This window comes from Geodermatophilaceae bacterium NBWT11 (assembly GCA_014218215.1).
In the GTDB taxonomy this organism is placed as follows: domain Bacteria; phylum Actinomycetota; class Actinomycetes; order Mycobacteriales; family Geodermatophilaceae; genus Klenkia.
The window spans coordinates 4,395,367-4,418,922 of the sequence record CP043652.1 but is presented as its reverse complement, the minus strand read 5'-3'; the positions used below and the strand labels follow the sequence as shown (position 1 = coordinate 4,418,922).

Sequence of the window (23,556 nt, the reverse complement as noted above, 5' to 3'; positions counted from 1 at the left end):
CGCGTGACGCGCTGTCATCGTCCGTGCGTAGGCTCCCTGGCTACTGCAGGGGCAGTAGAGGACACCTCGGGCCAGCGCCGTCGCCCTGGCGTCGTGGTCCGCCTGTCGGATCAGGCAGCGGGGCGGGGGCCACAGCCAGCTCGGACCGCGCCTGGTGGGCGACCCCACGGTGGCCCGGCGGGGTGCTCCCGGTTGCTCGATCCGCCTCAGGCGAATCGTTCCTCGTGCAGCTGCCCGGGCGGCAGTCCGGCGTCCCGCAGGCAGGTACGGACGGCAGCGGTGAAGCTCAGCGAGCCGCACATGTACACGTCACGGTGGGCGAGGTCGGGCACGGCGTGCAGCAGCGCGCGGGGATCGCTGAGCCACGGGTCGCCGGTGAGGACGTAGCCCAGCCGCACCCCTCGGCGGGCGGCGATGGCCTGGAGCTCGTCGGCGAAGAGCACCCCGGCCATGTCGCGGGCCCGATACAGCAGCAGCAGGTCCTCACCCGGGGCGACGGGCAGCGACTCGAACAGGGCCCGCATCGGGGTGATGCCGACACCGCCGGCGATCAGCAGCACGTTGCGGTGCGTCCGGCGGGCGGCGGTGACAGCACCGTAGGGGCCCTCTGCCGCGATGCGGGTGCCGACCGGCAGCTGCTGCAGTTGGTGGGTGCCGTCGCCGAGCGCCTTGACCGTGAGCCGCAGGGAGGTGGACGTGGGTGGTGCGGACAACGAGAACGGGTGTGCGTTGCGCCAGTGGTCGCGGGTGAGGAACCGCCAGCGGAAGAACTGCCCGGATTCCGCCGCCAGCTCGTGCAGGTGCCGACCGGTGACGTGGATGCTGACCACGTCGGGGCCTTCGGGCCGCACCTCGGCCACCCGCAGCCGGTGCCGGGTGGCCTGCTGGATCGGGGCGATGACCCGGTAGCGGAGCACGAGGGCGAACACGTGCGTGTAGGCCAATGCCCAGCCCACCTGGAGCACCGGGTAGCCGGCCAGGTCGGGGCCGGCGAGCATGTGCCCGAACGACAGCGCGACGGCCACGTACATCAGCAGGTGTAGGGCGTGCCAGGTCTCGTGCCGGATGCGTCGTCGCGCCGCCCGGGCCGACGCGATCCCTGCGACGACCATCAGGAGGGTGCCGATCGTGGCGGCGGGGAGCCACGGCATGGCCAGGACCGTGGCCACAGCGGTGAGTGGTCCGGTGTCCGTGGCCTCAGCCCAGGCCGCTGTGGCAGCGATGCCGTGCACGCCGACCAGGACGATGACCGCGCGACCGAGGAGTCCGTGCCATCGGGCCAGCACGTCGGCGCCGACGCCCAGTTCCAGGGCGGGGGTGCGGGCCATCAGCAGCAGGAGGACCAGGACCCCGAACCCGGCGAGCATCCCGCTGACGTGGGCGACGACGCCCAGCCCGGACACCTCGGGGCCGAGCGTGGCCAGAGCGACGGGCCAGGTGGCGACGGCGAGCGCGCCGGTGCCCGCGACGGTCAGCGCGGTGGCGCGGTCGACCACCGTCCGCCGGCGCGGCGATGCGCTCGGCGGCCGGCGTGTCGTCCCCGCCCCCGGCACCAGGTCGGTCGTCATCGACGACCACCCCCTCGCCCACCCTGGCCGGCTCCGCCGCCCTGCGGTCCGGCGCCGCGCGGGGCGTCCCCGCCGGTGGCCTGCTGGCCGGCGTCGGCCTGGGCGGCTTGGGCGGCCTGCACGGCGGGAGCGGCGACGGGGGAGACGTCAGGTGCGCCGACGCCGAACCACAGCCCCAGGGCTGTGGCAGTGGTCAGCAGCATCCCGGTGACCCAGGTCAGCGGGCGGGCCACCGCGTGGTGGGCGGTCATGCCGACCGTCCTCCCTGCCCGGGGGTCCCGGTCCGGCACCGGTCGTGGGGGCGGCGCAGATGCACCAGCAGGTACCCGGCCAGCCCGGCCAGCCAGGCCGAGGAGGTCGGGAGGTCGGGCGCCAGGGGGGCCAGTCGTCCGGCGGTCGGGTTCATGACGACGACGGTGCCCGGCGGTGGGGACCCGTGCGTCGTCCAGCGGCAGGCTCGCCGACCTGCTGCCGACGCGGTAGTCCGGCCTGGCCGGGGACGACCTACTGCTGCCGCGGTAGGCGGTGTGACTGCGCTGGGACGACGACAAGGACCACGAACCCCAGCAGGCTCATCGGCATGACCTGGACACCGGCAGAAGACCACCGATGAGCGCGCTGAGCACCGTCGCCGACGCGGCGACCGGACTCGTGGACGCTGCCGGGGATGCCGGGCTGGCCCTCGTCATGGCCGTGGAAGCCGTGCTTCCCGTCCCCTCGGAGGTCGTGCTGCCCCTGGTCGGCAGCCAGGTGGCAGCGGGGCAGCTGTCCTACCCGGGTGCTGTCCTCGCCGCGACGCTCGGGTCGACCCTGGGGGCCTGGGTCGTCTTCCTGGTCGGCCGGGCAGGAGGCCGCACGCGGGTCCAGCAGGTGTCCCGGCTCATCGGCCTGGATGCGCGCCGCTGGGACCACCTGGAGAGCTGGTTCGACCGCCGGGGAGCCTGGGTGGTCCTGCTCGGCCGGCTGGTACCCGGCGTGCGGGTGCTGGTCAACCTGCCCGCCGGTTCGTTGGGCATGCCGACGGCGCGGTTCCTGGCGCTGACCGCGGTGGGTTCGGCTCTGTGGAACGCGGCCTGGATCGGCGCCGGAGCCACCCTCGGCAGGTACGGGGAGACCGTGTTGGCTGCCGTCGCCGACGCGCGCCCGGCGGTCCTGCTGGCCGCAGCGTTCGGGCTGGTCGCCGTGCTGGCCCGGCAGTCCCGGGTCCGCGCAGTGTTCGGGTGACCTCGGCTGCTGCGGTACAACGGTCCACCATGTGGCCCCTGCTGACCCGGGCGAACCGGTGGGCGGCCCAGCACCCCCGCGTCGCCGACGCCGTGCTGGCCGCGCTGGCGCTGGCCGTGGCCCTGGGCGGGTTGACCGGCGGCCGGGACCGCGGCCGCGGCGGGGGAGGCCTGACCGGGCTGGACGGCCTGGACGCCGTGGGGGGAGCCGGGAGCTCCCTCTCGGCCGGTGCGGTGGTGCTGCTCGTGCTCGCCTCGGCGGTGCTGCTGGCCCGCCGTGCCTACCCGGTCCCGGTGGCCGTTGTTTCGGCCGGAGCGGTGGTGGGTGCGGTGCTGATGGGTGGCGCCGACCCCCTGGTGTCGGCCCCGCTGCTGGTCGCACTGTTCACCCTGGGGTGGTTGGCGACCCTGCGGACCACCGTGCTCACCGTCGTCGTCGCCGGGTTCGGTTACGTCCTGGCCCTGGCCGCCGCGCAGGGGGTGTTCCTGGACGAGCGCGGGGACTCCCCGGCCCTGACCGTGCTGGCCCTGGGTGGGGCGGCCGCGGCCGCCGGCGTGGCGCTGCGCGGGCAGCGGTCGGCATTGGCGGCGGCGCGGGCCCGGGCCGCGCAGGCCGAGAGCACCCGGGAGGAGGAGGCGCAGCGCCGGGTCACCGACGAGCGGCTGCGGATCGCCCGCGAGCTGCACGACGTCGTCGCCCACCACATCGCGGTGGTGAACGTGCAGGCCGGCGTCGCCAAGCACCTGATGCACCGCGACCCGCAGCAGGCCGAGCACGCCTTGACCCTGGTGCGAGAGGCGAGCAAGAGCGTGCTGACCGAGCTGACCTCCGTCGTCGGACTGCTGCGCACGGACGGCGGCGACGGACCGGCCGCCCCCGCCCCCGGACTGGCCAGGCTCCCGGCCCTGGTCGACGACATGCGCTCGGCCGGGCTCGCCCTGGACTGGCGGGTCACTGGTGAGTCGGCCGACCTGCTCCCGGTCGCCGACCTCACCGCCTACCGCGTCGTGCAGGAGGCCTTGACCAACGCGGTGAAGTACGGCGACGGGCAGGCCACCCTGCTCGTCGACCACGGGGCGAGGGAGGTCACCATCGACGTCGTGAACACCTTCTCCCCCCGCCCGGCTCCGGTCGGCGGCGGGCACGGCCTCATCGGCATGCGGGAGCGGGTCGACGCCGTCGGCGGTGGGCTGGCCGCCGGGCCTGACGGCGCTGGTGGCTGGCGGGTGCGAGCCACGGTCCCGCGGGGCACGGTGTGACCATCCGCGTGCTGCTGGCTGACGACCAGGTGCTCATCCGGTCCGGGTTCGCCGCGCTCATCGGCAGCGCCGAGGACCTCGTGGTGGTCGGGGAGGCCGGCGACGGCGCGACCGCGGTCGACCTCGCCCGCTCCTTGCGGCCCGACGTCGTGCTCATGGACGTCCGCATGCCCGGCACGGACGGTCTGTCGGCGACCCGTCAGATCACCGCCGACCCCGACCTGGTCGACGTCCGCGTGGTCGTGTTGACCACCTTCGAGGCCGACGAGATCGTGCTGGACGCCCTGCGCGCCGGCGCCAGCGGGTTCCTGGGCAAGAGCGTGGAACCCGAGGAGCTGCTCGAGGCCGTCCGGGTGGTCGCCGGCGGGGACGCACTGCTGTCCCCGCGGGCCACCCGCAGCCTCATCGCCCGGTTCCTCGCCGCCCCCGACACCGCCGCACCCCGCCCCGGTGCGGCGCCGGCGTCGCTGGCGGCGCTGACGGACCGCGAGCGGGAGATGGTCGCCCAGGCCGCGCTCGGCCTCAGCAACGACGAGATCGCCGCCCAGCAGTTCCTGTCCCCGCTCACGGTCAAGACCCACCTGAACCGGGCGATGAGCAAGCTCGACGTCCGGGACCGCGCCCAGCTGGTCGTGCTGGCCTACCAGAGCGGCCTGGTCCGCGTCGGGGACACCGGCGCCCCGTAGAGCCCGGTTCCCGCAGCGGACCAGGCCGGCGGGAGGGGCCTGCTGGCGCAGGAGTCACCGCCTGCGCGCGGCGTCGGCTACTGCAGCCGCAGCAGGTGAGGAGCCTGCGCCGGGACGATGCCGGGAGGCGGGCGGGCGGCCAGGCTTGAGCCGTACCCGCCCCCCGGATCCCAGGAGACCTGCGTGCCCACCGACCGCGACGACATCCCCGCCCAGCAGCCGCCCGTCGGCGCCACCGTGCCCGTCGACGCCCAGCTTGCCGCTGGCGAGGGCCAGTGGGCCGCCTCGCCGGCCGACGCCCCCGGCCCCGCCGCCGGGCGCCGTGACCGCCTGCGCCGCGCGTTGACCCGGCGACCCACCACCCGCCGCGGCCGCGGCCTGCTCGCCGCGCTGGCCGCGGTCGCGCTGCTGTTCGTCGGGGGCGGCGCCGGCTTCGCCGTGGGTCACGAGGCCGGCGGCGGCGACGGGCGAGGCACCGCCCAGGTCGACGACCGCGGGGGAGACCGCGGTGGTCCCGGCGACGGAGACCACGGCGTCCGCGGTGACCGCGACCAGGACGGGGACCAGGACGGGGATGGCAGCACCAGCTCGTCCACGACGAGCCCGTCGACCACGAGCCCGACCACGTCGTCCCCCGCCACCAGCGCGCCGGCCACGGCGTCCCCGACGACCTGACCGACTCACCCCCCACCACGGACCAGCAGGAGCAGCCAGTGCACCAGTCAGGCGCTCGTCCCCGCACCGGTGGGGGCGCCCGGTGACCGCCGTTGCGGCCCGCCCGCTCGAGGTCCCCACCGCACCGGACACCCACCCGGGGCGCCGGGCCCGCCGCGACGCCGCGATCCGCCTGAGCTCGCTGGCCGTGCTGTGGTCCGGTCTGCTGCTGGTCAGCTACTGGTGGGCCACCGGCGGCGGGTTCCAGGCGCTGGGCTCCTGGGCCGCCGGACTGACCTCCACCGGCCGGCTGACCGGTCTGCTGGCCTCGGACCTGCTGCTCGTGCAGCTGCTGCTGATGGCCCGGGTACCGGCGCTCGAGCGCGCGTTCGGGCAGGACCGGCTCGCTGCGCTGCACCGGCTGGTGGGGTTCAGCTCCTTCACCCTGATGGTCGCCCACATCGGGCTGATCACCTGGGGGTACGCCGCCGGTGAGCTCAGCGCAGCACCGGGTGAGCTGTGGGACCTCACCGTGACCTACCCGGGCATGCTGCTGGCGGCCGCAGGCACTCTGTGCCTCGTCATGGTGGTGGTGACCAGCGTGCGGGCGGCCCGGCGGCGCCTGCGCTACGAGTCCTGGCACCTGCTGCACCTCTACGCCTACCTGGGCGTCGGGCTGGCCCTGCCGCACCAGCTGTGGACCGGGCAGGACTTCCTCGCCTCCCCGGCCCGCACCGTCTTCTGGTGGACGTCCTGGGCCGCGGCGGCCGGGGCGGTGCTCGTCTGGCGGGTGGCCGTGCCGCTGGTCCGCAGCACCCGCTCGGCGCTGCGGGTCACCTCGGTCGTGGCCGAGGGCGACGGCGTGGTGTCGGTGACGATGGCCGCCCGCCGGGGACGCAGGGTGGTCGCCGAGGCCGGCCAGTTCTTCTCCTTCCGGTTCCTGGCCGGTGCGGGATGGACCCGCGCGCACCCCTACTCGCTGTCCGCCGCGCCCGATGGCCACACCCTGCGGATCACGGTCGCCGAGGTCGGCGACGGCAGCGCCGCCCTGCGCCACCTGCGGCCGGGCACCCGGGTGCTGGTCGAGGGCCCCTACGGCCGGCTGTCCGAGCGGGCCCGCACCCGCCGCCGGGTCGCCCTCATAGGGGCCGGGGTGGGGATCACCCCGCTGCGGGCCCTGGCCGAGGGGATGTCCTACGCCCCCGGGGAGGTCGCCGTCCTGCAGCGCTACCGGGACCGCCCGCTGTTCCAGCGCGAGTTCGAGCAGCTCGTCGACGACCGCGGCCTGCAGCTGTTCTGGCTGCCGGGCCACCGCCGGGCCCAGGGGTCCTGGCTCGGCCACGGGGTCGGCGATGCCGACGACGTGACCGCGCTGACCTGGTGGGTGCCCGACATCGCCGACCGCGACGTCTACGTCTGCGGTCCCGGTCCCTGGGCCGATGACGTCGTCCGCACCGCCACGGCGGCCGGCGTCCCGGCCGACCGCATCCACGTCGAGAGCTTCGGTTGGTGACCCTGTGAAGAAGATCGTGCTCTGGTGCATGAGCACCCTGACCGTGCTGGTGCTGCTCTTCGGGTACCACACCTCCACCTCCTCCCAGGCGACCGCGACCGCGACCGCGGAGTCCTCCACCGTCACCCCCGTCACCGGCTCGCTCGCCGCCACCCCCTCCACGTCGGCCTCGCCGGCCGCGCCCTCGACGGCCGCCCCCTCCTCGGCCGCCTCCCCGACCCCCGCGCCGGACACGACGTCGGCCACCACGACCACCGTGACCGGAACCGCCGCCGACACCCGCTACGGCCCGGTCCAGGTCCAGCTGACCGTCTCCGGCGGCACCATCACCGACGTCAGCGTCGTCGAGTACCCCAGCAACGACGGCAAGGACCGCCAGATCAACGGCCGGGCCCTGCCGGTGCTGGTGCAGGAGACCCTGGACGCGCAGAGCGCCGACATCGACATGGTCAGCGGCGCCACCTACACCAGCGACGGCTACCTGGAGTCCCTGCAGAGCGCACTGGACCAGGCCGGCCTGTGACCGCGGTGGTGGCGCCCGTCCGGTACGTCGAGCACGTCATGGGCATGCCGATCAGCCTGGCGCTGCGGGGCCGGCACACCACCGATCGGGCCGCCCGGGACGCCTGGGCCGAGGTCATGACCGAGCTGCGCGACGTCGACCGGGTCTTCAGCACCTACCGGGCCGACTCCGCGGTCAGCCGACTCGGGCGCGGCGAGATCACCGTCGAGGACTGCCCACCCGAGGTCGCCGAGGTCCTCGCCCTGGCCGCGGCCGCCGAGCGCGACTCCGACGGGGCGTTCAGCGCCTGGCTGCCCGGTACCGACGGGACGCGCCGGCTGGACCCGAGCGGGGTGGTCAAGGGCTGGGCCACCGAGCGCGCCGCGGCCTGGCTGGCCCAGCTGCCCGAGACCGACTTCTGCCTGTCCGCCGGCGGCGACCTGACCTGCCGGACCCTGGACCCCGCCGGCCCGCCGTGGCGGATCGGCATCGAGCACCCGGCCGACCCCGGACGGGTGCTGGCTGTCCTGCCGGTGGCCACCGGCGCCGTCGCCACCTCCGGCACCGCCCACCGCGCCGCTCACCTGGTCGACGCCCGCACCGGGCGCGCGCCCACCGGTACCGCCCAGGTGACCGTCTGGGGCGACTCGCTGACCGCCGCGGACATCGACGCCACCGCCGCCTACGCCCTGGGCACCGATGCAGCCTCCTGGCTGGCCACCCGGCGGGGACGATCCGCCCTGGTCGTCGGGTCTGACGGGTCGACCACGACCGTGGACGGCGGGCCGGCGCTCTGAACCCGACCCGCCGAGCCGGGCACGCGGCACGAGCCGGGGGAACGACGACCACCCCGGAGGACCCGATGACCACAAAGACCCGCCGGGCCGCCGTCGTGAGCACCATGCTGCTCACCGAACTGGCCCGGACGTCCGGCCTGACCGACCGGCAGGTGCTCCACCAGGTGGGCACCACGGTGGCCCGGGCATGACGTCGACCCAGATCGCGCCGTTCCTCCGCCGTGCGCGGCCACGAACCGCGCTGACGTGCGGTGTGGCGGCGACCCTGCTGGCCGTGGCCCTGATCACGCTGGTCCCCGCCGGTTGGGGATGGACCTGGGCGGACCCGGCCACCGAGCTTGCCTGGTACCTGTCGGGTCTGGACGACGCCACGACCCGCCTGCAACTCCTGGGCAACCTGGTGCTGCTCGTCCCGACCGCTGCGCTGGCCGCCGCCCGGTGGCCGGTGCTGCGCCGCCCCGCCGCGTTGCTGCCGGCGTGCCTGGTCCTGGCCGCCGGGATCGAGACCCTGCAGTACCTGCTGCCCCTGGGCCGGGTCGTCTCGCTCGTCGACGTCGGGCTCAACACCCTGGGCGCGTTGCCCGTGCTGGTCGCAGCGGCGCTGCTGCGAGCACGGCCCCGGGGTGGTGCGGGGTTCTCCGGTCAGGCGTAGCCGACGACCAGGGCGCCCTCCTGCTGGTTCGAGGACAGCTGGGCGGCGACCTCGGGGTTGCTGTCGAGGAGGTCCTGGATCCCGGTGCCGTCGGTCGACCGGGCCATCAGGTCCTCAGTGCTCACCCCGAGGGCGCTGGACAGGGCCTGGATCCCGCTCTGCGCGTCGGCGGAGGCTTGCGGTGGCCACCAGCCGCTGCCGGTGGCCGAGGTCACCGAGGTCCAGATCCCGCTCATGCCGTCGGGGACGACGTTCCGCTCGGGCGAGACGCTGCGGCTGGTCGTGCAGTCGTGTTCGACCCCAGGCCAGTGGTAGGGCGTGGAGACCTGGAGCTGGGCGGCTCACCAGTCGGGCCGCACCCGGCTGCACACCGGCCTGAACCACCGGGCCCCGCTGCTGGTCCTGTTCGTCCCCGCACACGACCGAGACGTGCGGTCCGCCCCGGGGTGACCCGGGGCTGACCCGTCAGCGGGCGTCGATCGGCGTCAGCGTCCCCAACCGGGCCTCGAGGACCGCACCGACGTCGAGCAGCCCGGCCTCGTCGAAGCGCCGGCCGAGCACCTGCACGCCCACGGGCAGCCCGTCGGCCGTGCCCGTGGGCACCGCGAGCGCCGGGAAGCCGAGCAGCGGGACGGCCATCTGCGACCACTGTGCGGCCGCCTGCCGGCGGGACTCGTCGTGGCCGGTGAGGTCGGCGTCCTGGGGGAAGGCCTGCTCGGTGGACACCGGCGTGACGAGGAACGGCATGTCCTCCATCACCGCGGCCAGCCGGGCGATCAGCGAGCTACGGCGGGCGTAGCCCATCACGTAGTCCTCGGTGGACGGGGCGGCTCCCCACCAGTCGGCGGCGACGGCGTAGACGCCGTCCATCGCCGTCCGCAGGCCGGCCCCACCGAGGGCGTCCATCGTCGGCCGGATCAGCCGGATCTCCTCGATGGCCAGCAGGTACCAGAGCCGGTAGGCCTCGGCCAGCAGCGGGACGTCGACGTCCTCCACGGTGAACCCGCAGTCGCGGAGCGCGTCGGCGGCGACGTCGAGGGCCTGGTCGACGGCCGGGGTCGGGTCGCTGACCCCGACGGTGCGGACCAGGCCGACCCGCCGTGGCCGTCGGGAGTGCGGCGGGGTCGCACCGGGAGCCTGGAAGGAGTCCCGTACGTCGGCACCCAGCAGCGCCTCGTACGCCAGCCGCAGGTCCTCGTTGCAGCGGGCCAGAGGGCCCTCGACGGAGAAGAGCGTGGCCGAGAGCGGGAAGTCGGTGCCCTCGACGCCCGAGGACGCCAGCCGTCCCGTCGTCGGCCGCAGTCCGGTCAGCCCGCAGGCGAAGGACGGGTAGCGGATCGAGCCACCGATGTCGTTGCCGTGCGCGACCGGGACCATCCCGCTGGCCACGGCGGACGCTGCGCCGCCGCTGGAACCGCCCGGTGTCCGGCCGGCGTCCCACGGGTTGAGGGTCCGGCCGTGCAGCTCGTTGTCGGTGACCCAGCGGAAGGAGAACGCCGGGACGTTGCTGCGCCCGACGAGCACAGCGCCGGCCCGGCGGAGCGCTGCGGTGCTGGCCGCGTCGCTGGTGGCCACGTGGCCGGCGTGCGCGACCACGCCCCCGGTGTTGGGGTGGCCGACCTCGTCGGTGTTGTCCTTGATCGACACGGGCACGCCGTGCAGCGGCCCCAGCCACCGGCCGTGCTCGACCATCTGGTCGGCCAGGTCCGCCGACCGCAGAGCCTCCTCCCCCGACACCTCGACGAGGGCGTTGAGCGTGGGGTTCACCTGGTCGATCCGCTCGAGACAGCTGGTCACCGCAGCCCGGGAGGTGATGGTGCGGTCGGCGATGCCACGGGCGAGGGCCGCGGCCGACCACTGCCACAGTGGGGTCTCACCGGGCGTCTCCTGACGGGGCTGGTCCATGGGGTGTCTCCTCGGGCGTACGGCGGCGGTCCGGCCGGTCCATCCCACGGGAGCCGGGCACGGCGGGGCCCTGGCGATCTGTCACGGGGACGACGACACTTCCGACGGTCTGCAGCCGGGCGATCCGACCGGTCGCTCCTTGGATGAGCTCAGAACGTGGGCCGCCGGTGGTCCGCCTCCCGATGAGCGGAGACCCGATGAAGTCGACCGTCCCGACCACCCGACCAGCGCCCCGACGACGGGGGCTGACGGTCGCCGCCGTGGCGACCATAGCGACGCTCGCCGCGTGCTCCTCGCCGTCCTCGGGCGGGGGTGGCAGTGCCTTCGATGCGCAGATCACCACCGACGTCCCGGCTCCGACCGCCGACGTCGCCGAGGTGACCTGGAACCTGGCCACCGGCGAGCCGCCGACGCTGGACCCGGCCCAGTCCGCGCTGGAGAACATCAGCACCGTCGTCGGGAACGCCTGCGAGGGCCTGTTCACCTACGACGCGGACTACGGCCTGCAGCCTGCGCTCGCAGAGTCCGTCGACCACCCCGACGACCTCACCTACGTGTTCAACCTGCGTCAGGGCGTGACCTTCTGGGACGGTGCACCGGTCACGGCGCAGGACGTCGTCTACAGCATCCAGCGGGTGCTCGACCCGGCCAACGCATCCCCGTGGGCGGCCTGGGCGGTCAACCTCGACTCGGTCGCGGTGACCTCGCCCGAGACGGTGACGCTGACGCTGCGCCAGCCCGACCCGCTGGTGGAGGGCGTGTTCGCGCTGCCGGCCTTCGTGGTCGTCGAGCAGGCGTTCGCCGAGCAGGCCGGACCCGCCTTCGGCACCGCGGCCGGGGGACTGATGTGCAGCGGTCCCTACGAGGTGAGCAGCTGGACCCAGGGGCAGGACATCGTGCTCACCCGCAACCCGGACTGGTGGAACACCGACGTCACCCCGCTGGTCGAGCAGGCGACCTTCACCTTCGTCACCGACCCCTCGGCCCAGATCGCCTCGCTGCGCAGCGGCGAGACCGACGGCCAGTGGATCATCCCCACCTCCGCCTACGACCAGCTGTCGGAGTCCGGGAACCTCCTCTTCGGGGAGAGCCTCCAGACCTCGTTCATCAGCGTCACCGACCTCACCGGGCCGCTGGGCGACGCGGGGGCCAGGGAGGCGCTGCGCGACGCCGTCGACTACCAGGGGATCGGCGAGTCGGTCTACCGCGGCACGGCCGAACCGCTGCGCGCGCTGGTGCCGCCGTCGGCCTACGGCTACGCGACCGACACGTTCCAGGACGCCTACGACGCCCTCCCGGAGCCCGCGCAGGACCTCGACCGGGTCGCCGAGATCACCGGCGAGGACGACGCGGCCACCCAGCCGATCACCCTGGCCTACCTGTCGGCCTCCGACGAGGACACCCGGTCGGCCACGGCCATCGCCGACGCCGCCAACCAGGCGGGCATGGACGTGCAGCTCCAGCCGTTGTCGGCGCCGGAGTTCGGGGCCTTCTTCACGTCGCCGGAGTCCCGGCAGGACGTCGACGCCCTGCTGAGCACCGGGTACCTGGACACCCCGGAACCGCTCACCTACTACCAGTTCTTCGCCACCGGCTCCTTCTACAACTTCGGTGGCTGGAGCAACGCCGACTACGACGCGCTGATCGCCCAGGCGCAGACCACCACGGACGACGACGCCCGCGCCGACCTGGTCACCCAGGCGCAGGCGATCATCATGGACGCCGGGGTGGTCATGCCGGTCGTGCAGCCCGACACCTCGGTCTACCACGGCAGCGACCTGACGGGGCTGGTCCCGCGGCAGAGCTACTTCTACACGCCCTGGCTCACCCAGCTCGGCGGCGTCTGAGTCCGGCGCCCGACCGCGAGGGGGGTGACGACGATGCGTGCTGGGACGACGAGATGGGTGCTGGGCCGGTTGGCCGGGGCCGCGGTGACGGTGGTCGTGGCCTCGGTGGTGGTCTACGGAGCGCTGCAGCTGGTCCCGGGGGACCCGCTGGCCACCCTCACCGGGGGTAAGCGGCTCACCGAGAGCCAGCTGGACGTGCTGCGCGAGACCTATGGCCTGGACCGCGGGTTCGTGCCCGGCTACCTGGAGTGGGTCGGGCACGTCGTCCGGTTCGACCTGGGCACGTCCTCGGTCTACCAGGACAGCGTCAACACCCTGCTGGCCAGCCGGCTCCCGGTCTCCCTGGCGCTGATCGGGTACGCCGCGGTGGTCACCGTCGTCCTGGGACTGGGCGTCGCGTTGGTCTCCGCGGTGGCCGGCCGGCGGACGGCGACCCTGGCCACGGTGCTCACCAGCGGCGCCGCGGCCACCCCGCCGTTCGTGGCGGTGATCGTGCTGCTGGCGGTCTTCTCGGTCGGTCTCGGTTGGTTCCCGGTGACCGGCGCGGGCAGCGGGTTCCTCGACCGGCTCTGGCACCTGACGCTGCCTGCGGTGGCCATGGCGGTCGCGGCGTTCGGGGTGCTGGCCCGGGTCGGTCAGGCCGCGTTCGCCGACCAGCTCCGCCGGGAGCACGTCGAGGTGGCCCGCAGCCGCGGGGTGGGGGAGGGGGCCGTGCTCCGCCGGCACGTCGTCCGCAACTCCCTGGGACCCGTGCTCACCGTCGTCGGCCTGCTGCTGGCCAGCCTGTTCGTCGGGACAGCGGTCGTGGAGACCGCGTTTGGCATCAACGGGATCGGGGCCTTCCTGGTGAGCTCGGTGTCCCGGCAGGACTTCCCGGTCGTGCAGGCCGTGTCGCTGATCGCCGTGGTCGTCTTCGTCGTGATCAGCACGGCCGTCGACCTGCTGCTGCCCGTGCTGGACCCACAGCTGCGCCGGGCGGTGTCCCGGTGACCCTGACCGTCCCCGCACTGCGGGCCCGGCGGGTGCGGTGGAACCGGCACCGGCCGCTCACCGTCGTGCTCGCCTCGGTGCTCCTCGCCGTCGTGGTGGTGGCGGCCGCCGCAGCACCCCTGCTGGCCCCCTACCGCCCGGACGCCACCAGCCTGGTCGACTCGCTGCTGCCGCCCGGCACGGCGGGGCACCTGCTCGGCACCGACTCCACCGGCCGGGACGTGCTGTCCCGGCTGTTGTTCGGCGCCCGGCTCTCGCTGCTGGCCCCGCTCGGGGTGGTGCTGACGTCCACCGTGCTGGGGGTCGCCGTGGGTCTGACCGCGGCCCGGGGCCCGCGGTGGGCGGACCTGCTGCTGTCCCGCGGGATGGACATCGCCTTCGCCTTCCCCAGCCTGCTCCTGGCGATGCTCGCCGTCGCGGTGTTCGGGCCCGGCCTGGTGGCTCCGATGATCGCGCTGTCGATCGCCTACACGCCCTTCGTCGGTCGGGTGGTCCGCAGCCTCGCCGTCCAGGAGGGTTCGCGGGCCTACGTGGAGAGCTACGCCGTCATGGGCTTCAGCACCACCTGGGTCACCCTGCGGCACCTGCTGCCCAACCTCGCCCCGGCGCTGACCGCGCAGGCCGCGCTGGCCTTCGGGTACGCGCTGATCGACCTGGCCACGCTGTCGTTCCTGGGGCTGGGCGTCCGGCCGCCGCAGTCGGACTGGGGCTCGATGATCGCCCAGGCCCAACCGGCGATCCTGCAGGGCCTGCCGGCCAGCGCGATCGTCCCGGGCATCACCGTCCTGCTGACGGTGATCGCGGTCAACCTGCTCGGTGAGCACCTCGGCAGCTCCGTCGGGCGTACCGACCGGGGCCGGGCATGAGCCCGGCCGGGACCGCCGACCCGGTGCTGGAGATCGAGGGTCTGTCCCTGTCCGTCCCCGGTCCCGACGGTCCGGTGCCGCTGCTGGCCGACGTCGGCCTGGTGGTCCGGCCCGGGGAGACCGTCGGCCTGGTGGGGGAGTCCGGGTCGGGCAAGTCGCTCACCATCCGGACGGCGCTGGGCCTCACCCCGCGCCGGGCGCAGACCGGTGGGCGGGTCACCGTCGACGGGCTCGACGTCCTGGGCGCCGGTCGGGGGCAGCTCCGGGAGCTGCGCCGGCACACCGCGGCGATGGTCTTCCAGGACCCTCGGGCCTCGGTCAACGGCTCGCGCACCATCGGCGCGCACCTGGTCGAGGGTCTGCGCGCCGGTGGGGTGGACCGTCGTCAGGCGGCGGCCCGGGCGGTCGAGCTGCTGGAACGGGTGGGGATCCGGGAGCCGGCCCGGGCCATGCGTCGGCACCCCGGGGAGTTCTCCGGCGGGATGCTGCAGCGGGTGGTGATCGCCGGGGCGCTGTCGACGAACCCCCGGTTGCTGCTGGCCGACGAGCCGACGACGGCGCTGGACGTGACGACGCAGGCGGAGGTGGTCTCCCTGCTCACCTCGATGCAGGCGGAGGCGGGCATGGGCATGGTCTTCGTGACCCACGACCTGACCCTGGCCGCCGCGGTGTGCGACCGGGTGGTGGTGATGTACGCCGGTCGCGTGGTGGAGGTCGCCGCCGGCGAGGACCTCTTCCGGTCCCCGGCGCACCCGTACACGGCGGCACTGCTGGACGCACACCCCGGGCTGCACGGTCCCCGGACGGCCCTACGAGCAGTCCCCGGGCGGCCGTTGGCGCTGGCCGAGACCCCGTCGGGGTGCTCGTTCCGGGACCGCTGTGCCGCGGCCGTGGACGCCTGCGCGGACGCGGTGCCTGCGGTGCGTCGACACGGCGGGTCCGACGTGGCCTGCCTGCGGCCGGGACGGGAGGCCTGGTGATGAGCGGACCGGTGCTGCAGGTGACGGGGCTGCGCAAGAGCTACGGCGCGGCGGTCGCCGTCGACGACGTGGACTTCGTGCTCGAGCGCGGTGGGTCCCTGGGGATCGTGGGGGAGTCCGGCTCGGGCAAGACGACGACCGCGCGGATCCTGGTCGGCCTGGAGCGGGCGACCGCCGGGCAGGTGCTGCTGGACGGCGAGGACGTCACCGTGCCCACCCGGCGGGATCGCCGCCGTCGGGCCCGCAGCATCCAGATGATCTTCCAGGACCCGTACCTGTCGTTCGACCCGCGGCTGACCGTCGCGGAGTCGATCGCCGAGCCGCTCCGGCTGCACGGGGACGGCGACCGGGTGCGGGTCGGGGACATGGTCGCCCGGCTCTGCGACCAGGTCGGGCTGAGCACCCGCAACGCCGCCGCGCTGCCCCGGGACCTGTCCGGTGGGCAGCGGCAGCGGGCCGCGATCGCCCGCGCCCTGGGCATCGAGCCCCGCGTGCTGGTCCTGGACGAGGCGGTCGCCGCGCTGGACGTCTCCATCCAGGCGCAGGTGCTGACCCTGCTGGAGGAGATCCGCCGGGACACCGGGGTCTCCTACGTCTTCGTCAGCCACGACCTGGCCGTCGTCCGGTACGCCACCGAGACCGTGCTGGTCATGCGGCACGGCAGGGTCGTCGAGCAGGGCGACACCGAGCAGGTGCTGGGCTCCCCGGCGCACCCGTACACCCGGCTCCTGCTGGCCTCGGTGCCGACACCGGGCTGGGACCCGGCCGCGGTCGCCGCGGCGAACAGGTCGCCGGCTCACGAGGAGGTGACCGACCGTGCCTGACCCCGCGTCCACGGACGAGCTGCTGGACGGCGCGGCACTGCAGTCGGTGTGGCTGGACGTCCCGGAGCGCCCCGCCCCGCGTCCGGCGCTGACCGCGGACACCGAGGTCGACCTGGTGGTCGTTGGAGGTGGCTTCGTCGGGCTCTGGACGGCGCTGCGGGCCGTCGAGAGGGACCCCGGGCGCTCGGTCCTGGTGCTGGAGGCCGACCGGCTCGCCGAACAGGCGACCGGGCGCAACGGCGGCTTCTGCGAGGCGAGCCTGACCCACGGCGAGGCCAACGGGCGGACCCGGTGGCCGGCCGAGTACGACCAGCTCGATCGGCTGGGACGGGAGAACCTGGCCGCCATGGCCGAGACGGTGGCCCGCTACGGCATCGACTGCGGCTGGGCGGCCACCGGCACGCTGGCCGTGGCCACCCGGCAACACGAGGTCGCCGGGTTCGACCCGGACACCGAGGGCTTCCTCGACGCCACAGCGGTCCGCGCCCTGGTGGACTCCCCGACCTACCTGGCCGGCCGCTGGGACCGGGAGGGCTCGGTGCTGGTCGACCCGGCCCGGCTGGCCTGGGGCCTGGCCGCCGCGGCGGAGTCCCTCGGGGTCCGCATCGCCGAGCACACCCCGGCGCAGCGGATCGACACCCGCGGCACCGGCGTCCGGGTCACGACCCCGGGGGCCGGGGTGCGGGCCCGACAGCTGGTGCTGGCCACCAACGCCTTCCGTCCGCTGCTGCGCCGGCTGCGGCTGCACACCGTCCCGGTCTACGACTACGTGCTGGCGACCGAGCCGCTGACCGCGGCCCAGCTGGGCGCGATCGGCTGGGCGGACCGGCAGGGCATCGCCGATGCCGGGAACCAGTTCCACTACTACCGGCTGACCCCCGACGACCGGCTGCTGTTCGGCGGGTACGACGCCGTCTACCACTTCGGACGCCGCATCGACCCGGCGCTGGAGGACCGGCGGGCGACCCACCGGGTGCTGGTCGAGCACGTCCACGACACCTTCCCGCAGTTGCGCGGCATCGGGATCACGCACCGCTGGGGCGGGGTCATCGACACCTCCACCCGGTTCACCGCGCTGTTCGGCACCGCCCGCCGCGGCCGGGTCGGGTACGCGCTGGGCTTCACCGGCCTGGGGGTCGGGGCGTCCCGGTTCGCCGCGGACGTGGTGCTGGACCTGCTCGCCGGACGCCCCACCGAGCGCACCGGGCTGGGCATGGTGCGCCGTCGCCCGGTGCCCTTCCCGCCCGAGCCGGTGGCCTGGATCGGCATCCAGCTCACCCGCTGGGCGCTGGCCCGGGAGGACCGGACCGGCCGCCGACACCCGTGGCTGCGGCTGCTGGACCGGCTCGGCCTGGGCTTCGACAGTTGACCACCCACCCGAGGAGCCCCGTGCAGATCGACGTCCTGACACCCGGCCCCGTCCCGGCCGACGCCCGCCAGGTCGCCGTCCCGATGCGGGACCGCGTCGAGCTCGCTGCCGACCTGTACCTCGCCGGGCCCGGGGCGCATCCCGTCGTCGTCGTCCGGCTGCCCTACGACAAGGACGGCGAGTACTGCCACATGGCCGAGGTGGCCCGGCACGCGACCGGCCGCGGCTACTCGGTGTTCGTCCAGGACGTCCGCGGGAAGTTCCGCTCCGGCGGGGCCACCGAGTTCGGCGTGCACGAGCTCGACGACGGCCACGACACCGTGGCCTGGGTCGTCGACCAGCCCTGGTGCGACGGCCGGGTGGTCGCCTGGGGGGACTCCTACTTCGGCCTGACCACGCTGGCCGCAGCCGCGTCCGGCCACCCGGCGTTGCGTGCTGTCGCCCCCCGGCTGACCGGCACGCTGCTGTCCCGCGAGGTCGTGCACCCCGGCGGGTTCCCGGACGTCGAGGCCACCGCGCGGACCCTCTACCACTCCTCCTGGTACCTGGACCGGGACGCCTACGAGTGGTCGGTGGACTGGACCGCCCGGCCGCTGCGGGCGCCCTTCGACGCCTTCTTCGACCAGGTCGGACGACGGTCGACCGGCTACGACACCGAACGGGCCGGCACCGGCGTCGTGTTCGCCGGGCCCTCGATCGAGCGGCTGCTCGCGGCTCCGCCGGTACCCGTGCTGTTCACCGTCGGGTTGTTCGACAACTGCGCGCACTACTCCTGGCACGACCTCCGCCGCCTGCAGGCGGACCCCGCCTGGGCCGGGTCGGTGTGGCTGCGACTGGACGCGCTGGACCACGAGAACAACCACGTGGACGACGGCCCGGCCGGGGTGCCGTTCGACGCCGCCCGGGTCCTGGACCCGGCGTTGGACTTCTTCGACGACGTGCTCGGTGGCGGCCCGGCCGCCACCCCGCGGGTCTCCTACGAGGTCGTGCACGGGCCGACGCTGACCTCGACCAGCTGGCCACCGGAGGACACCGGCCCACGGCAGCTGTGGCTGGCCCGGGACGACGGCGGGCCCGCTCTGCGGGACGCCCCGGGGCCACGCGCCGAGCTGTCCTGGCGGCACGACCCGGAGCAGCTGGTGCCCTCGGCGGCCCCGGACCCCTTCGCCCGCCTCGTCCCGTACCCCGACCTGGCCGCGGTCGCCGTCCGGCCCGACGTGCTGCACCTGCCCGGTGAGCCGGTCCACGAGCCGCTGGACCTGCTGGGTCCGGCCCGGCTGGACGTGGCCCTGGCGACGACGGCGGTCAGCACCGACCTGTTCACCCGGCTGCTCGACGTCGCACCGGACGGCACCCACGCGCTGGTCGCGAAGACCCAGGTGCACCTGGCCGGTGACCGCCGGCCGGGTCCGGTGCAGCTGGACCTGCTCTCGCTGTCCCACCGGCTGCGCGCGGGCCACCGGCTCGCGGTCCAGCTGATGAGCAGCGACGTCCCCGACTACGTCCCGGATCCCGGCGACGACTCCGACCCGTGGGAGGCGACCACGTCGCTGCCCTCGACACAGACGGTGCTGCTGGGCGAGCCCGGTGGCAGCGTCCTGCACCTCACGGTGCGCCCCGCCCGATGACCGGCCCGACCCAGGAGGACCCCGTGACCGTACGTCCCGAACCCCAGCTGACCTTCGCCTTCGAGGCGAGGGTGGAGGTCGCCCCCTCGCTCAGGATCGGCCGGGGGGAGCACGAGGAGGTCTGGTTCACCCCGATCACCGGGGGGACCGTCGAGGGACCCCGGCTCTCCGGCCGGGTGCTGCCCTACGGCGGTGACTGGTCGACGACCCGCGCGGGGGAGACCTCGCTGGACGCCCGCTACCTGCTCGAGGCCGAGGACGGCGCGGTGATCGACATCCTCAACGTGGGGTTCTGGCGGGCGGACCCCGCCGTCGACGCCCGGGTCGAGGCCGGTGAGGACGTCGACGAGTCCGAGTACTACTACCGCACCTCGCCGCGGTTCCAGACCGACGCCGCAGCTCACGCCTGGCTGACCCGCTCGGTGTTCGTGGGCATGGCCCGGGGCGAGGAGGGCACCGTCTGCATCCGGTTCTTCGAGCTGGCCTGACGGTCCAGCACCTCGGCGGCCACGACCGCGGTGTGCAGCGACACCCGGATGTCGGGGTCGTCGAGGTGCACGCCCAGCACCCGCTCCACCTTCGCCAGCCGGTCGTAGAACGCCGGCCGGGACACGTGCAGGCTGGCCGCGGCCTCGGACTTGCTGCCCGGGTGCCGCACCAGCGCCCGGACGGCGTCCAGCAGGCAGGTGCCCCACCGGGCGTCGTGCTCGCGCAGCGGGTCGAGCTCCCGGGCCACGAAGTGCACCAACCGGTCGTCCTCGGCGAGCATCGACAGCAGCCCGCGCAGGTGGGCGTCCTGCAGCCGGTGCACCCTGGTGCCGGCCGGCACCGACCCCACCGAGTCCACGACGTGCTGGGACTCCCCGAGCGTCCGGGCCACGCCACCGACCGAACCGGTGGCGTGCCCGGCGCCCACCACGACGTCGTGCCGGCGCAGCACCCGGGCGACCAGCGCGTCCACCACCGGGTCGGCGCCCACGGCCGGGTCCAGCGACACCAGGGCCCGGACCTGCCCGTCGAGGACGGCGACCAGCGCCGGGACCCGCTCCTCGGCTGCGGCGTGCACCAGCGCCGCGAGCACCGCCGCGACGTCGTCGGTCCGCAGCGGCTCCGCTCCGGGCCGGGCCACCGGACGCGCGGTCAGGCCGACCAGGGTGCGGCGGGTGAGCGGCACCCCGATCAGCTCGCACCGCCGGACCAGGTCCAGCGACGTCGCGTCGACCGACAGCCCGGCCAGCAGCTCGGTGTGGGTCTTGCGGACCAGGCTGTCCCGCCGCCGGTCGTGCAGGCTGTGCACCGCCAGCGCCGCGGCTGCCCGCTCCAGGGCCGCGACCGCGCAGGGTGCCGGCTGCTCGGGGCTGTGCAGCACGAGCCGGCCCCAGGCGCGGTCGGTGCGGCCCACCCGGGTGAGCAACCAGCCGGCGGCGGCGTCCCAGGCGGTGCGGGTCTCCAGCGGGCAGGCGCGGGAGCGGGCGTGCCAGTCGGCGAGGTGGGCGTCGGTGTCGCCGGGGCCCAGCCGGTAGTCGACCAGGCGGTGGTGGGCGTCCTCCAGCACCACGGTCCGCCCGGCCAGCCTGAGGACGGCGTCGAGCACCTCGTCGGGGCCGGCCTCGGCGAGGCTCAGCTCGGTGAACGCGTCGTGCACCCGCTGGACGGCACGCAGCTCGGTCAGCTGCTCGTGCACCAGTCGCTCGCCCACGGCCTGCGCGACGGCGGCGAACCGGACCTCCCGGTGCAGCGCGACCAGCGGCAGCCCGACCTCGTCGCACACCGCGACCAGCGCCGTCGGCACGCTGTTCCAGCGCCGTCCCAGCTCGATGACCAGGCCGGCGGCGTCGCTGGCGTGCAGACCGCGGGCGAAGAGCTCGAGGTCGGAGCAGGACTCGGGCAGGGCGATGCCGGTGCTGAGCACGAGGTCGCCGCCGCGCAGCAGCGGGCCGATGTCGGCGAGCTCGGTGGTGTGCACCCAGTGGACGAGGCGGCCCAGTCCGGCGCGGCCGGCGAGCACGTGCGGGTCGCCGGCCCGGAGCAGGGACATGGTCAGCGCAGCGGCCACGGTGAGCCCCGGACCGGCCGGTGCGACGTGCGGAGGCGCGGTGGGCAGGACTGCGGTCACGTGGTTCTCCTCACGGTGTGGTCACGGGCAGTCCACCGTTCCGCAACCTTGTTGTCAACGCTGTTGACCGAGTAATCTGCCGGCAACACACCGCGTCGTGAGGAGCAGTTCAGGTGCCAGCAGCAGCCAGGAGCAGGGCCACGGGGGACCGGGCCCTGACCCCCGAGGCGATCGTCGGGCAGGCCCTGCAGATCATCGAGCGCGACGGGGCGCCGGCCCTGACGCTGCGCAAGCTCGGCGCTGAGCTGGGCGTCGACGCGACCGCGTTCTACCGGCACTTCCGGGACAAGGACGACCTGCTGCTGGCCTGCATGGACCGCGCCGAGATGCTCGCCTGGGAGGCCGTCCGTGAGGTGCCGCCCGGGGCCACCTGGCAGCAGACGCTGCGCGCCGTCGCCGACGTCACCTGGACCATGGCGGCCACCTACCCCGCCGTCTACGCAGCAACCTTCGCCCGGACGACGGGCGGCCCGGGCGAGCGCCGGATGGTCGAGCTCCTGCTGCGCACGCTGAGCTCCGCCGGGTTGGACCGGGCGACCACCGTGCTGTCCTACCGGGCGTTCGTCGAGGTCCTGCTCAGCCTCAGCGGGGCAAACGCGACCATCGCCCGGCTGGGCCCGGAGGTGGCGGCCAAGGACGCCGAGGCCTGGTCCCGGATCCACGCGACGCTGCCGGGGGAGGACTTCCCGACGGCCCGCGAGCACGCCGCCGAGCTGGCCGCGGCGACCGGTCGGGACGTGTTCGACTTCGCCGTCGGCGCGGTGATCGACGGCATCGCGCGCGCGGCCGGCCCCCGCGCGGACTGAGGCCCACTGCTCAGGCCAGCCAGACCTTCCGCAACGCCTCGGTCACCACCCAGGTGGTGGTGTCCCCGGCGTGCAGCCGAACCACGACGCCGGGGGAGAGGTCCAGGGTCGAGCCGTCGGCGAAGGCCACCGAGCCCCGCCCGGCCACGACGACGAACACCTCGTCGGTCTCGGTGTCGGTGACGGTCCCCTCGCCGAGCTCCCAGACCCCGACGGTGGCCCCGCCGACGGTGCCCAGTTCGACCAGACCCGCCCGGGGTCGCCCGGCCACGATCGAGGTCGGGTCCAGCGGCAGGTCGGCCAACGGGTGGGTGCCGACGTCGTCGGAGAGCAGCCGGTCACGGGCGGTCGTCACCGGAGCAGTGTCGGTCACGCGACGCGGACGACGGTGCGGCCGCGTGCCCCGCCGTCGCTGATCCGCTGCAGCGCCGCCGGCACGCCGGCCAGGTCGACTTCCCCGGTGGCCACCAGGTGCATTGCCGGGGTCGACAGGTCGGTGGCCAACCGCTCCCAGACGGCGGCCCGCCGCTCCCGGGTCACCTGCACCGAGTCGACGCCCAGCAGGGCGACACCGCGCAGGATGAACGGGAACACCGTGGTGGCCAGCGCGACGCCACCGGTGTTGCCGGAGGCCGCGACGGCGGCCCCGTACCGCAGCGAGGCGAGCACGCCGGCCAGGGTCTCGCCACCCACCGGGTCCACGGCGCCGGCCCACGTCTCGGGCCGCAGCGGCGTGCCCGAGCCGGTCACCACCTCCCGCCCGACGACCTCGTGCGCACCCAGCGACCGCAGCCAGTCGGCTGCGCCGGGCTTCCCCGTCACGGCGGTGACCTGGTGCCCGCGGCCGGCGAGCAGGGCGACGGCGACGCTGCCGACGCCACCGGTCGCCCCGGTGACCAGCACCGGGCCGGAGCCGGTGGTCAGACCGTGCTGCTCCAGGGCCAGCACGCTCAGCGCGGCGGTGAACCCGGCCGTGCCCAGCGCCATCGCCTGCCGCTCGTCCAGTCCCTCGGGCAGCGGGACCACCCACCCGGCCGGCACCCGGGCCAGTCCGGCGTACCCGCCGTGGTGGGCCACGCCCAGGTCGTAGCCGTGCACCAGGACCGACTGCCCGACGCGCAGCTCGCTGCGGCCGGTGTCCAGGACGGTGCCGGCCAGGTCGATGCCGGGCACGAGGGGGTCGATCCGGGCGACCCGGCCGGTGGGGGAGGCGGCCAGGGCGTCCTTGAAGTTCACCCCGGACCAGTGCACCTCGACCACGACGTCCCCGTCCCCGAGGTCGGCGGTGGGCAGGTCGCGCAGCTGCAGCCCGTCGGGACCGGTGACCAGGGCGGGCGTGTGGGCGGGGAGCTGGGGCATGCGCTGATGCT

Annotated in this window: 24 protein-coding genes; 17 read left to right on the top strand and 7 right to left on the bottom strand. The window is 74.8% G+C overall.

Annotation, left to right across the window (positions count from 1 at the left end):
• Positions 1-206 precede the first annotated feature (206 nt).
• On the bottom strand, positions 207-1,568 hold the full coding sequence (locus F1C76_21440; protein ID QNG38756.1) for a ferric reductase: 1,362 nt from the start codon (positions 1,566-1,568) through the stop codon (positions 207-209).
• The gene (locus F1C76_21435; protein ID QNG38755.1) at positions 1,565-1,819 is read right to left on the bottom strand and encodes a hypothetical protein; all 255 of its coding nucleotides are present in this window, start codon (positions 1,817-1,819) and stop codon (positions 1,565-1,567) included. Before F1C76_21435 ends, F1C76_21440 begins: the two co-directional genes overlap by 4 nt.
• 358 nt (positions 1,820-2,177) lie before the next feature.
• On the opposite strand from F1C76_21435, the gene F1C76_21430 reads away from it, so the two are divergent.
• From F1C76_21430 to F1C76_21395, 8 genes are all read left to right on the top strand, one after another.
• Positions 2,178-2,792, top strand: a complete 615-nt coding sequence (locus F1C76_21430; GenBank protein ID QNG38754.1) for a DedA family protein — start codon at positions 2,178-2,180, stop codon at positions 2,790-2,792.
• Positions 2,793-2,821: 29 nt separating this feature from the next.
• On the top strand, positions 2,822-4,051 hold the full coding sequence (locus tag F1C76_21425) for a two-component sensor histidine kinase (GenBank protein QNG38753.1): 1,230 nt from the start codon (positions 2,822-2,824) through the stop codon (positions 4,049-4,051).
• A complete protein-coding gene (locus F1C76_21420; GenBank protein QNG38752.1) occupies positions 4,048-4,737 on the top strand; it encodes a response regulator transcription factor in 690 nt (229 codons plus the stop codon). The genes F1C76_21425 and F1C76_21420 overlap by 4 nt, the downstream gene beginning before the upstream one ends.
• Positions 4,738-4,920: 183 nt before the next feature.
• A complete protein-coding gene (locus tag F1C76_21415) occupies positions 4,921-5,412 on the top strand; it encodes a hypothetical protein (GenBank protein ID QNG38751.1) in 492 nt (163 codons plus the stop codon).
• Positions 5,312-6,904 carry an oxidoreductase gene (locus F1C76_21410; protein ID QNG38750.1) on the top strand — a complete coding sequence of 531 codons (1,593 nt, stop codon included), beginning with the start codon at positions 5,312-5,314 and terminating at the stop codon, positions 6,902-6,904. Before F1C76_21415 ends, F1C76_21410 begins: the two co-directional genes overlap by 101 nt.
• A 4-nt stretch (positions 6,905-6,908) precedes the next feature.
• Positions 6,909-7,427: an FMN-binding protein gene (locus tag F1C76_21405; protein QNG38749.1), complete on the top strand. Its 519-nt coding sequence runs from the start codon at positions 6,909-6,911 to the stop codon at positions 7,425-7,427.
• 44 nt (positions 7,428-7,471) lie between these two features.
• Positions 7,472-8,203: an FAD:protein FMN transferase gene (locus F1C76_21400; protein ID QNG39459.1), complete on the top strand. Its 732-nt coding sequence runs from the start codon at positions 7,472-7,474 to the stop codon at positions 8,201-8,203.
• A 187-nt stretch (positions 8,204-8,390) separates the two neighbouring features.
• Positions 8,391-8,855: a VanZ family protein gene (locus tag F1C76_21395; protein QNG38748.1), complete on the top strand. Its 465-nt coding sequence runs from the start codon at positions 8,391-8,393 to the stop codon at positions 8,853-8,855.
• Here the strand turns inward: F1C76_21395 and F1C76_21390 are convergent.
• Together F1C76_21390 and F1C76_21385 are read right to left on the bottom strand one after the other, a co-directional pair.
• The gene (locus F1C76_21390) at positions 8,846-9,091 is read right to left on the bottom strand and encodes a hypothetical protein (GenBank protein QNG38747.1); all 246 of its coding nucleotides are present in this window, start codon (positions 9,089-9,091) and stop codon (positions 8,846-8,848) included. The genes F1C76_21395 and F1C76_21390 overlap by 10 nt on opposite strands.
• 229 nt (positions 9,092-9,320) lie before the next feature.
• The gene (locus F1C76_21385) at positions 9,321-10,760 is read right to left on the bottom strand and encodes an amidase (protein QNG38746.1); all 1,440 of its coding nucleotides are present in this window, start codon (positions 10,758-10,760) and stop codon (positions 9,321-9,323) included.
• A 143-nt stretch (positions 10,761-10,903) separates the two neighbouring features.
• Here F1C76_21385 and F1C76_21380 point away from each other — a divergent pair, with 143 nt between their 5' ends.
• The 8 genes from F1C76_21380 to F1C76_21345 are packed head-to-tail and all read left to right on the top strand — an operon-like array spanning position 10,904 to position 19,752.
• A complete protein-coding gene (locus F1C76_21380) occupies positions 10,904-12,607 on the top strand; it encodes an ABC transporter substrate-binding protein (protein QNG38745.1) in 1,704 nt (567 codons plus the stop codon).
• Positions 12,608-12,640: 33 nt separating this feature from the next.
• Positions 12,641-13,597 carry an ABC transporter permease gene (locus tag F1C76_21375; GenBank protein QNG38744.1) on the top strand — a complete coding sequence of 319 codons (957 nt, stop codon included), beginning with the start codon at positions 12,641-12,643 and terminating at the stop codon, positions 13,595-13,597.
• Positions 13,594-14,463 (top strand): ABC transporter permease, encoded by an 870-nt coding sequence (locus F1C76_21370; protein QNG38743.1) that lies wholly within the window; start codon positions 13,594-13,596, stop codon positions 14,461-14,463. Before F1C76_21375 ends, F1C76_21370 begins: the two co-directional genes overlap by 4 nt.
• Complete coding sequence (locus F1C76_21365; protein QNG38742.1) at positions 14,460-15,443, top strand: ABC transporter ATP-binding protein; 984 nt, start codon at positions 14,460-14,462, stop codon at positions 15,441-15,443. The genes F1C76_21370 and F1C76_21365 overlap by 4 nt, the downstream gene beginning before the upstream one ends.
• Positions 15,443-16,267, top strand: a complete 825-nt coding sequence (locus tag F1C76_21360) for an ABC transporter ATP-binding protein (protein ID QNG38741.1) — start codon at positions 15,443-15,445, stop codon at positions 16,265-16,267. The genes F1C76_21365 and F1C76_21360 overlap by 1 nt, the downstream gene beginning before the upstream one ends.
• A 19-nt stretch (positions 16,268-16,286) precedes the next feature.
• On the top strand, positions 16,287-17,636 hold the full coding sequence (locus F1C76_21355; protein QNG39458.1) for an FAD-dependent oxidoreductase: 1,350 nt from the start codon (positions 16,287-16,289) through the stop codon (positions 17,634-17,636).
• 20 nt (positions 17,637-17,656) lie between these two features.
• On the top strand, positions 17,657-19,264 hold the full coding sequence (locus tag F1C76_21350; GenBank protein QNG38740.1) for a CocE/NonD family hydrolase: 1,608 nt from the start codon (positions 17,657-17,659) through the stop codon (positions 19,262-19,264).
• Between the two features lie 23 nt (positions 19,265-19,287).
• Positions 19,288-19,752, top strand: coding sequence for a DUF3237 family protein (locus F1C76_21345; protein ID QNG38739.1), 465 nt, complete (start codon positions 19,288-19,290; stop codon positions 19,750-19,752).
• Here the strand turns inward: F1C76_21345 and F1C76_21340 are convergent.
• Entirely contained in the window at positions 19,665-21,302 is a 1,638-nt protein-coding gene (locus F1C76_21340; protein QNG39457.1) for a PucR family transcriptional regulator, read from the bottom strand. The two genes, F1C76_21345 and F1C76_21340, sit on opposite strands and share 88 nt — an antisense overlap.
• Before the next feature lie 248 nt (positions 21,303-21,550).
• On the opposite strand from F1C76_21340, the gene F1C76_21335 reads away from it, so the two are divergent.
• The gene (locus F1C76_21335; protein ID QNG39456.1) at positions 21,551-22,186 is read left to right on the top strand and encodes a helix-turn-helix transcriptional regulator; all 636 of its coding nucleotides are present in this window, start codon (positions 21,551-21,553) and stop codon (positions 22,184-22,186) included.
• A 10-nt stretch (positions 22,187-22,196) separates the two neighbouring features.
• Here the strand turns inward: F1C76_21335 and F1C76_21330 are convergent, their stop codons facing one another.
• Both F1C76_21330 and F1C76_21325 read right to left on the bottom strand, forming a co-directional pair.
• Positions 22,197-22,559: a cupin domain-containing protein gene (locus tag F1C76_21330; GenBank protein QNG38738.1), complete on the bottom strand. Its 363-nt coding sequence runs from the start codon at positions 22,557-22,559 to the stop codon at positions 22,197-22,199.
• Entirely contained in the window at positions 22,556-23,545 is a 990-nt protein-coding gene (locus tag F1C76_21325) for an acryloyl-CoA reductase (GenBank protein QNG38737.1), read from the bottom strand. The genes F1C76_21330 and F1C76_21325 overlap by 4 nt, the downstream gene beginning before the upstream one ends.
• Positions 23,546-23,556 lie beyond the last annotated feature (11 nt).

Coding starts and splice junctions, on each gene's coding strand:
- F1C76_21440 (QNG38756.1), bottom strand. CDS start 1,568: ATGACGACCGACCTGGTGCCGGGGGCGGGGACGACACGCCGGCCGCCG.
- F1C76_21435 (QNG38755.1), bottom strand. CDS start 1,819: ATGACCGCCCACCACGCGGTGGCCCGCCCGCTGACCTGGGTCACCGGG.
- F1C76_21430 (QNG38754.1), top strand. CDS start 2,178: ATGAGCGCGCTGAGCACCGTCGCCGACGCGGCGACCGGACTCGTGGAC.
- F1C76_21425 (QNG38753.1), top strand. CDS start 2,822: ATGTGGCCCCTGCTGACCCGGGCGAACCGGTGGGCGGCCCAGCACCCC.
- F1C76_21410 (QNG38750.1), top strand. CDS start 5,312: ATGGCAGCACCAGCTCGTCCACGACGAGCCCGTCGACCACGAGCCCGA.
- F1C76_21400 (QNG39459.1), top strand. CDS start 7,472: ATGCCGATCAGCCTGGCGCTGCGGGGCCGGCACACCACCGATCGGGCC.
- F1C76_21395 (QNG38748.1), top strand. CDS start 8,391: ATGACGTCGACCCAGATCGCGCCGTTCCTCCGCCGTGCGCGGCCACGA.
- F1C76_21390 (QNG38747.1), bottom strand. CDS start 9,091: ATGAGCGGGATCTGGACCTCGGTGACCTCGGCCACCGGCAGCGGCTGG.
- F1C76_21385 (QNG38746.1), bottom strand. CDS start 10,760: ATGGACCAGCCCCGTCAGGAGACGCCCGGTGAGACCCCACTGTGGCAG.
- F1C76_21380 (QNG38745.1), top strand. CDS start 10,904: ATGAGCTCAGAACGTGGGCCGCCGGTGGTCCGCCTCCCGATGAGCGGA.
- F1C76_21375 (QNG38744.1), top strand. CDS start 12,641: ATGCGTGCTGGGACGACGAGATGGGTGCTGGGCCGGTTGGCCGGGGCC.
- F1C76_21365 (QNG38742.1), top strand. CDS start 14,460: ATGAGCCCGGCCGGGACCGCCGACCCGGTGCTGGAGATCGAGGGTCTG.
- F1C76_21360 (QNG38741.1), top strand. CDS start 15,443: ATGAGCGGACCGGTGCTGCAGGTGACGGGGCTGCGCAAGAGCTACGGC.
- F1C76_21340 (QNG39457.1), bottom strand. CDS start 21,302: ATGTCCCTGCTCCGGGCCGGCGACCCGCACGTGCTCGCCGGCCGCGCC.
- F1C76_21325 (QNG38737.1), bottom strand. CDS start 23,545: ATGCCCCAGCTCCCCGCCCACACGCCCGCCCTGGTCACCGGTCCCGAC.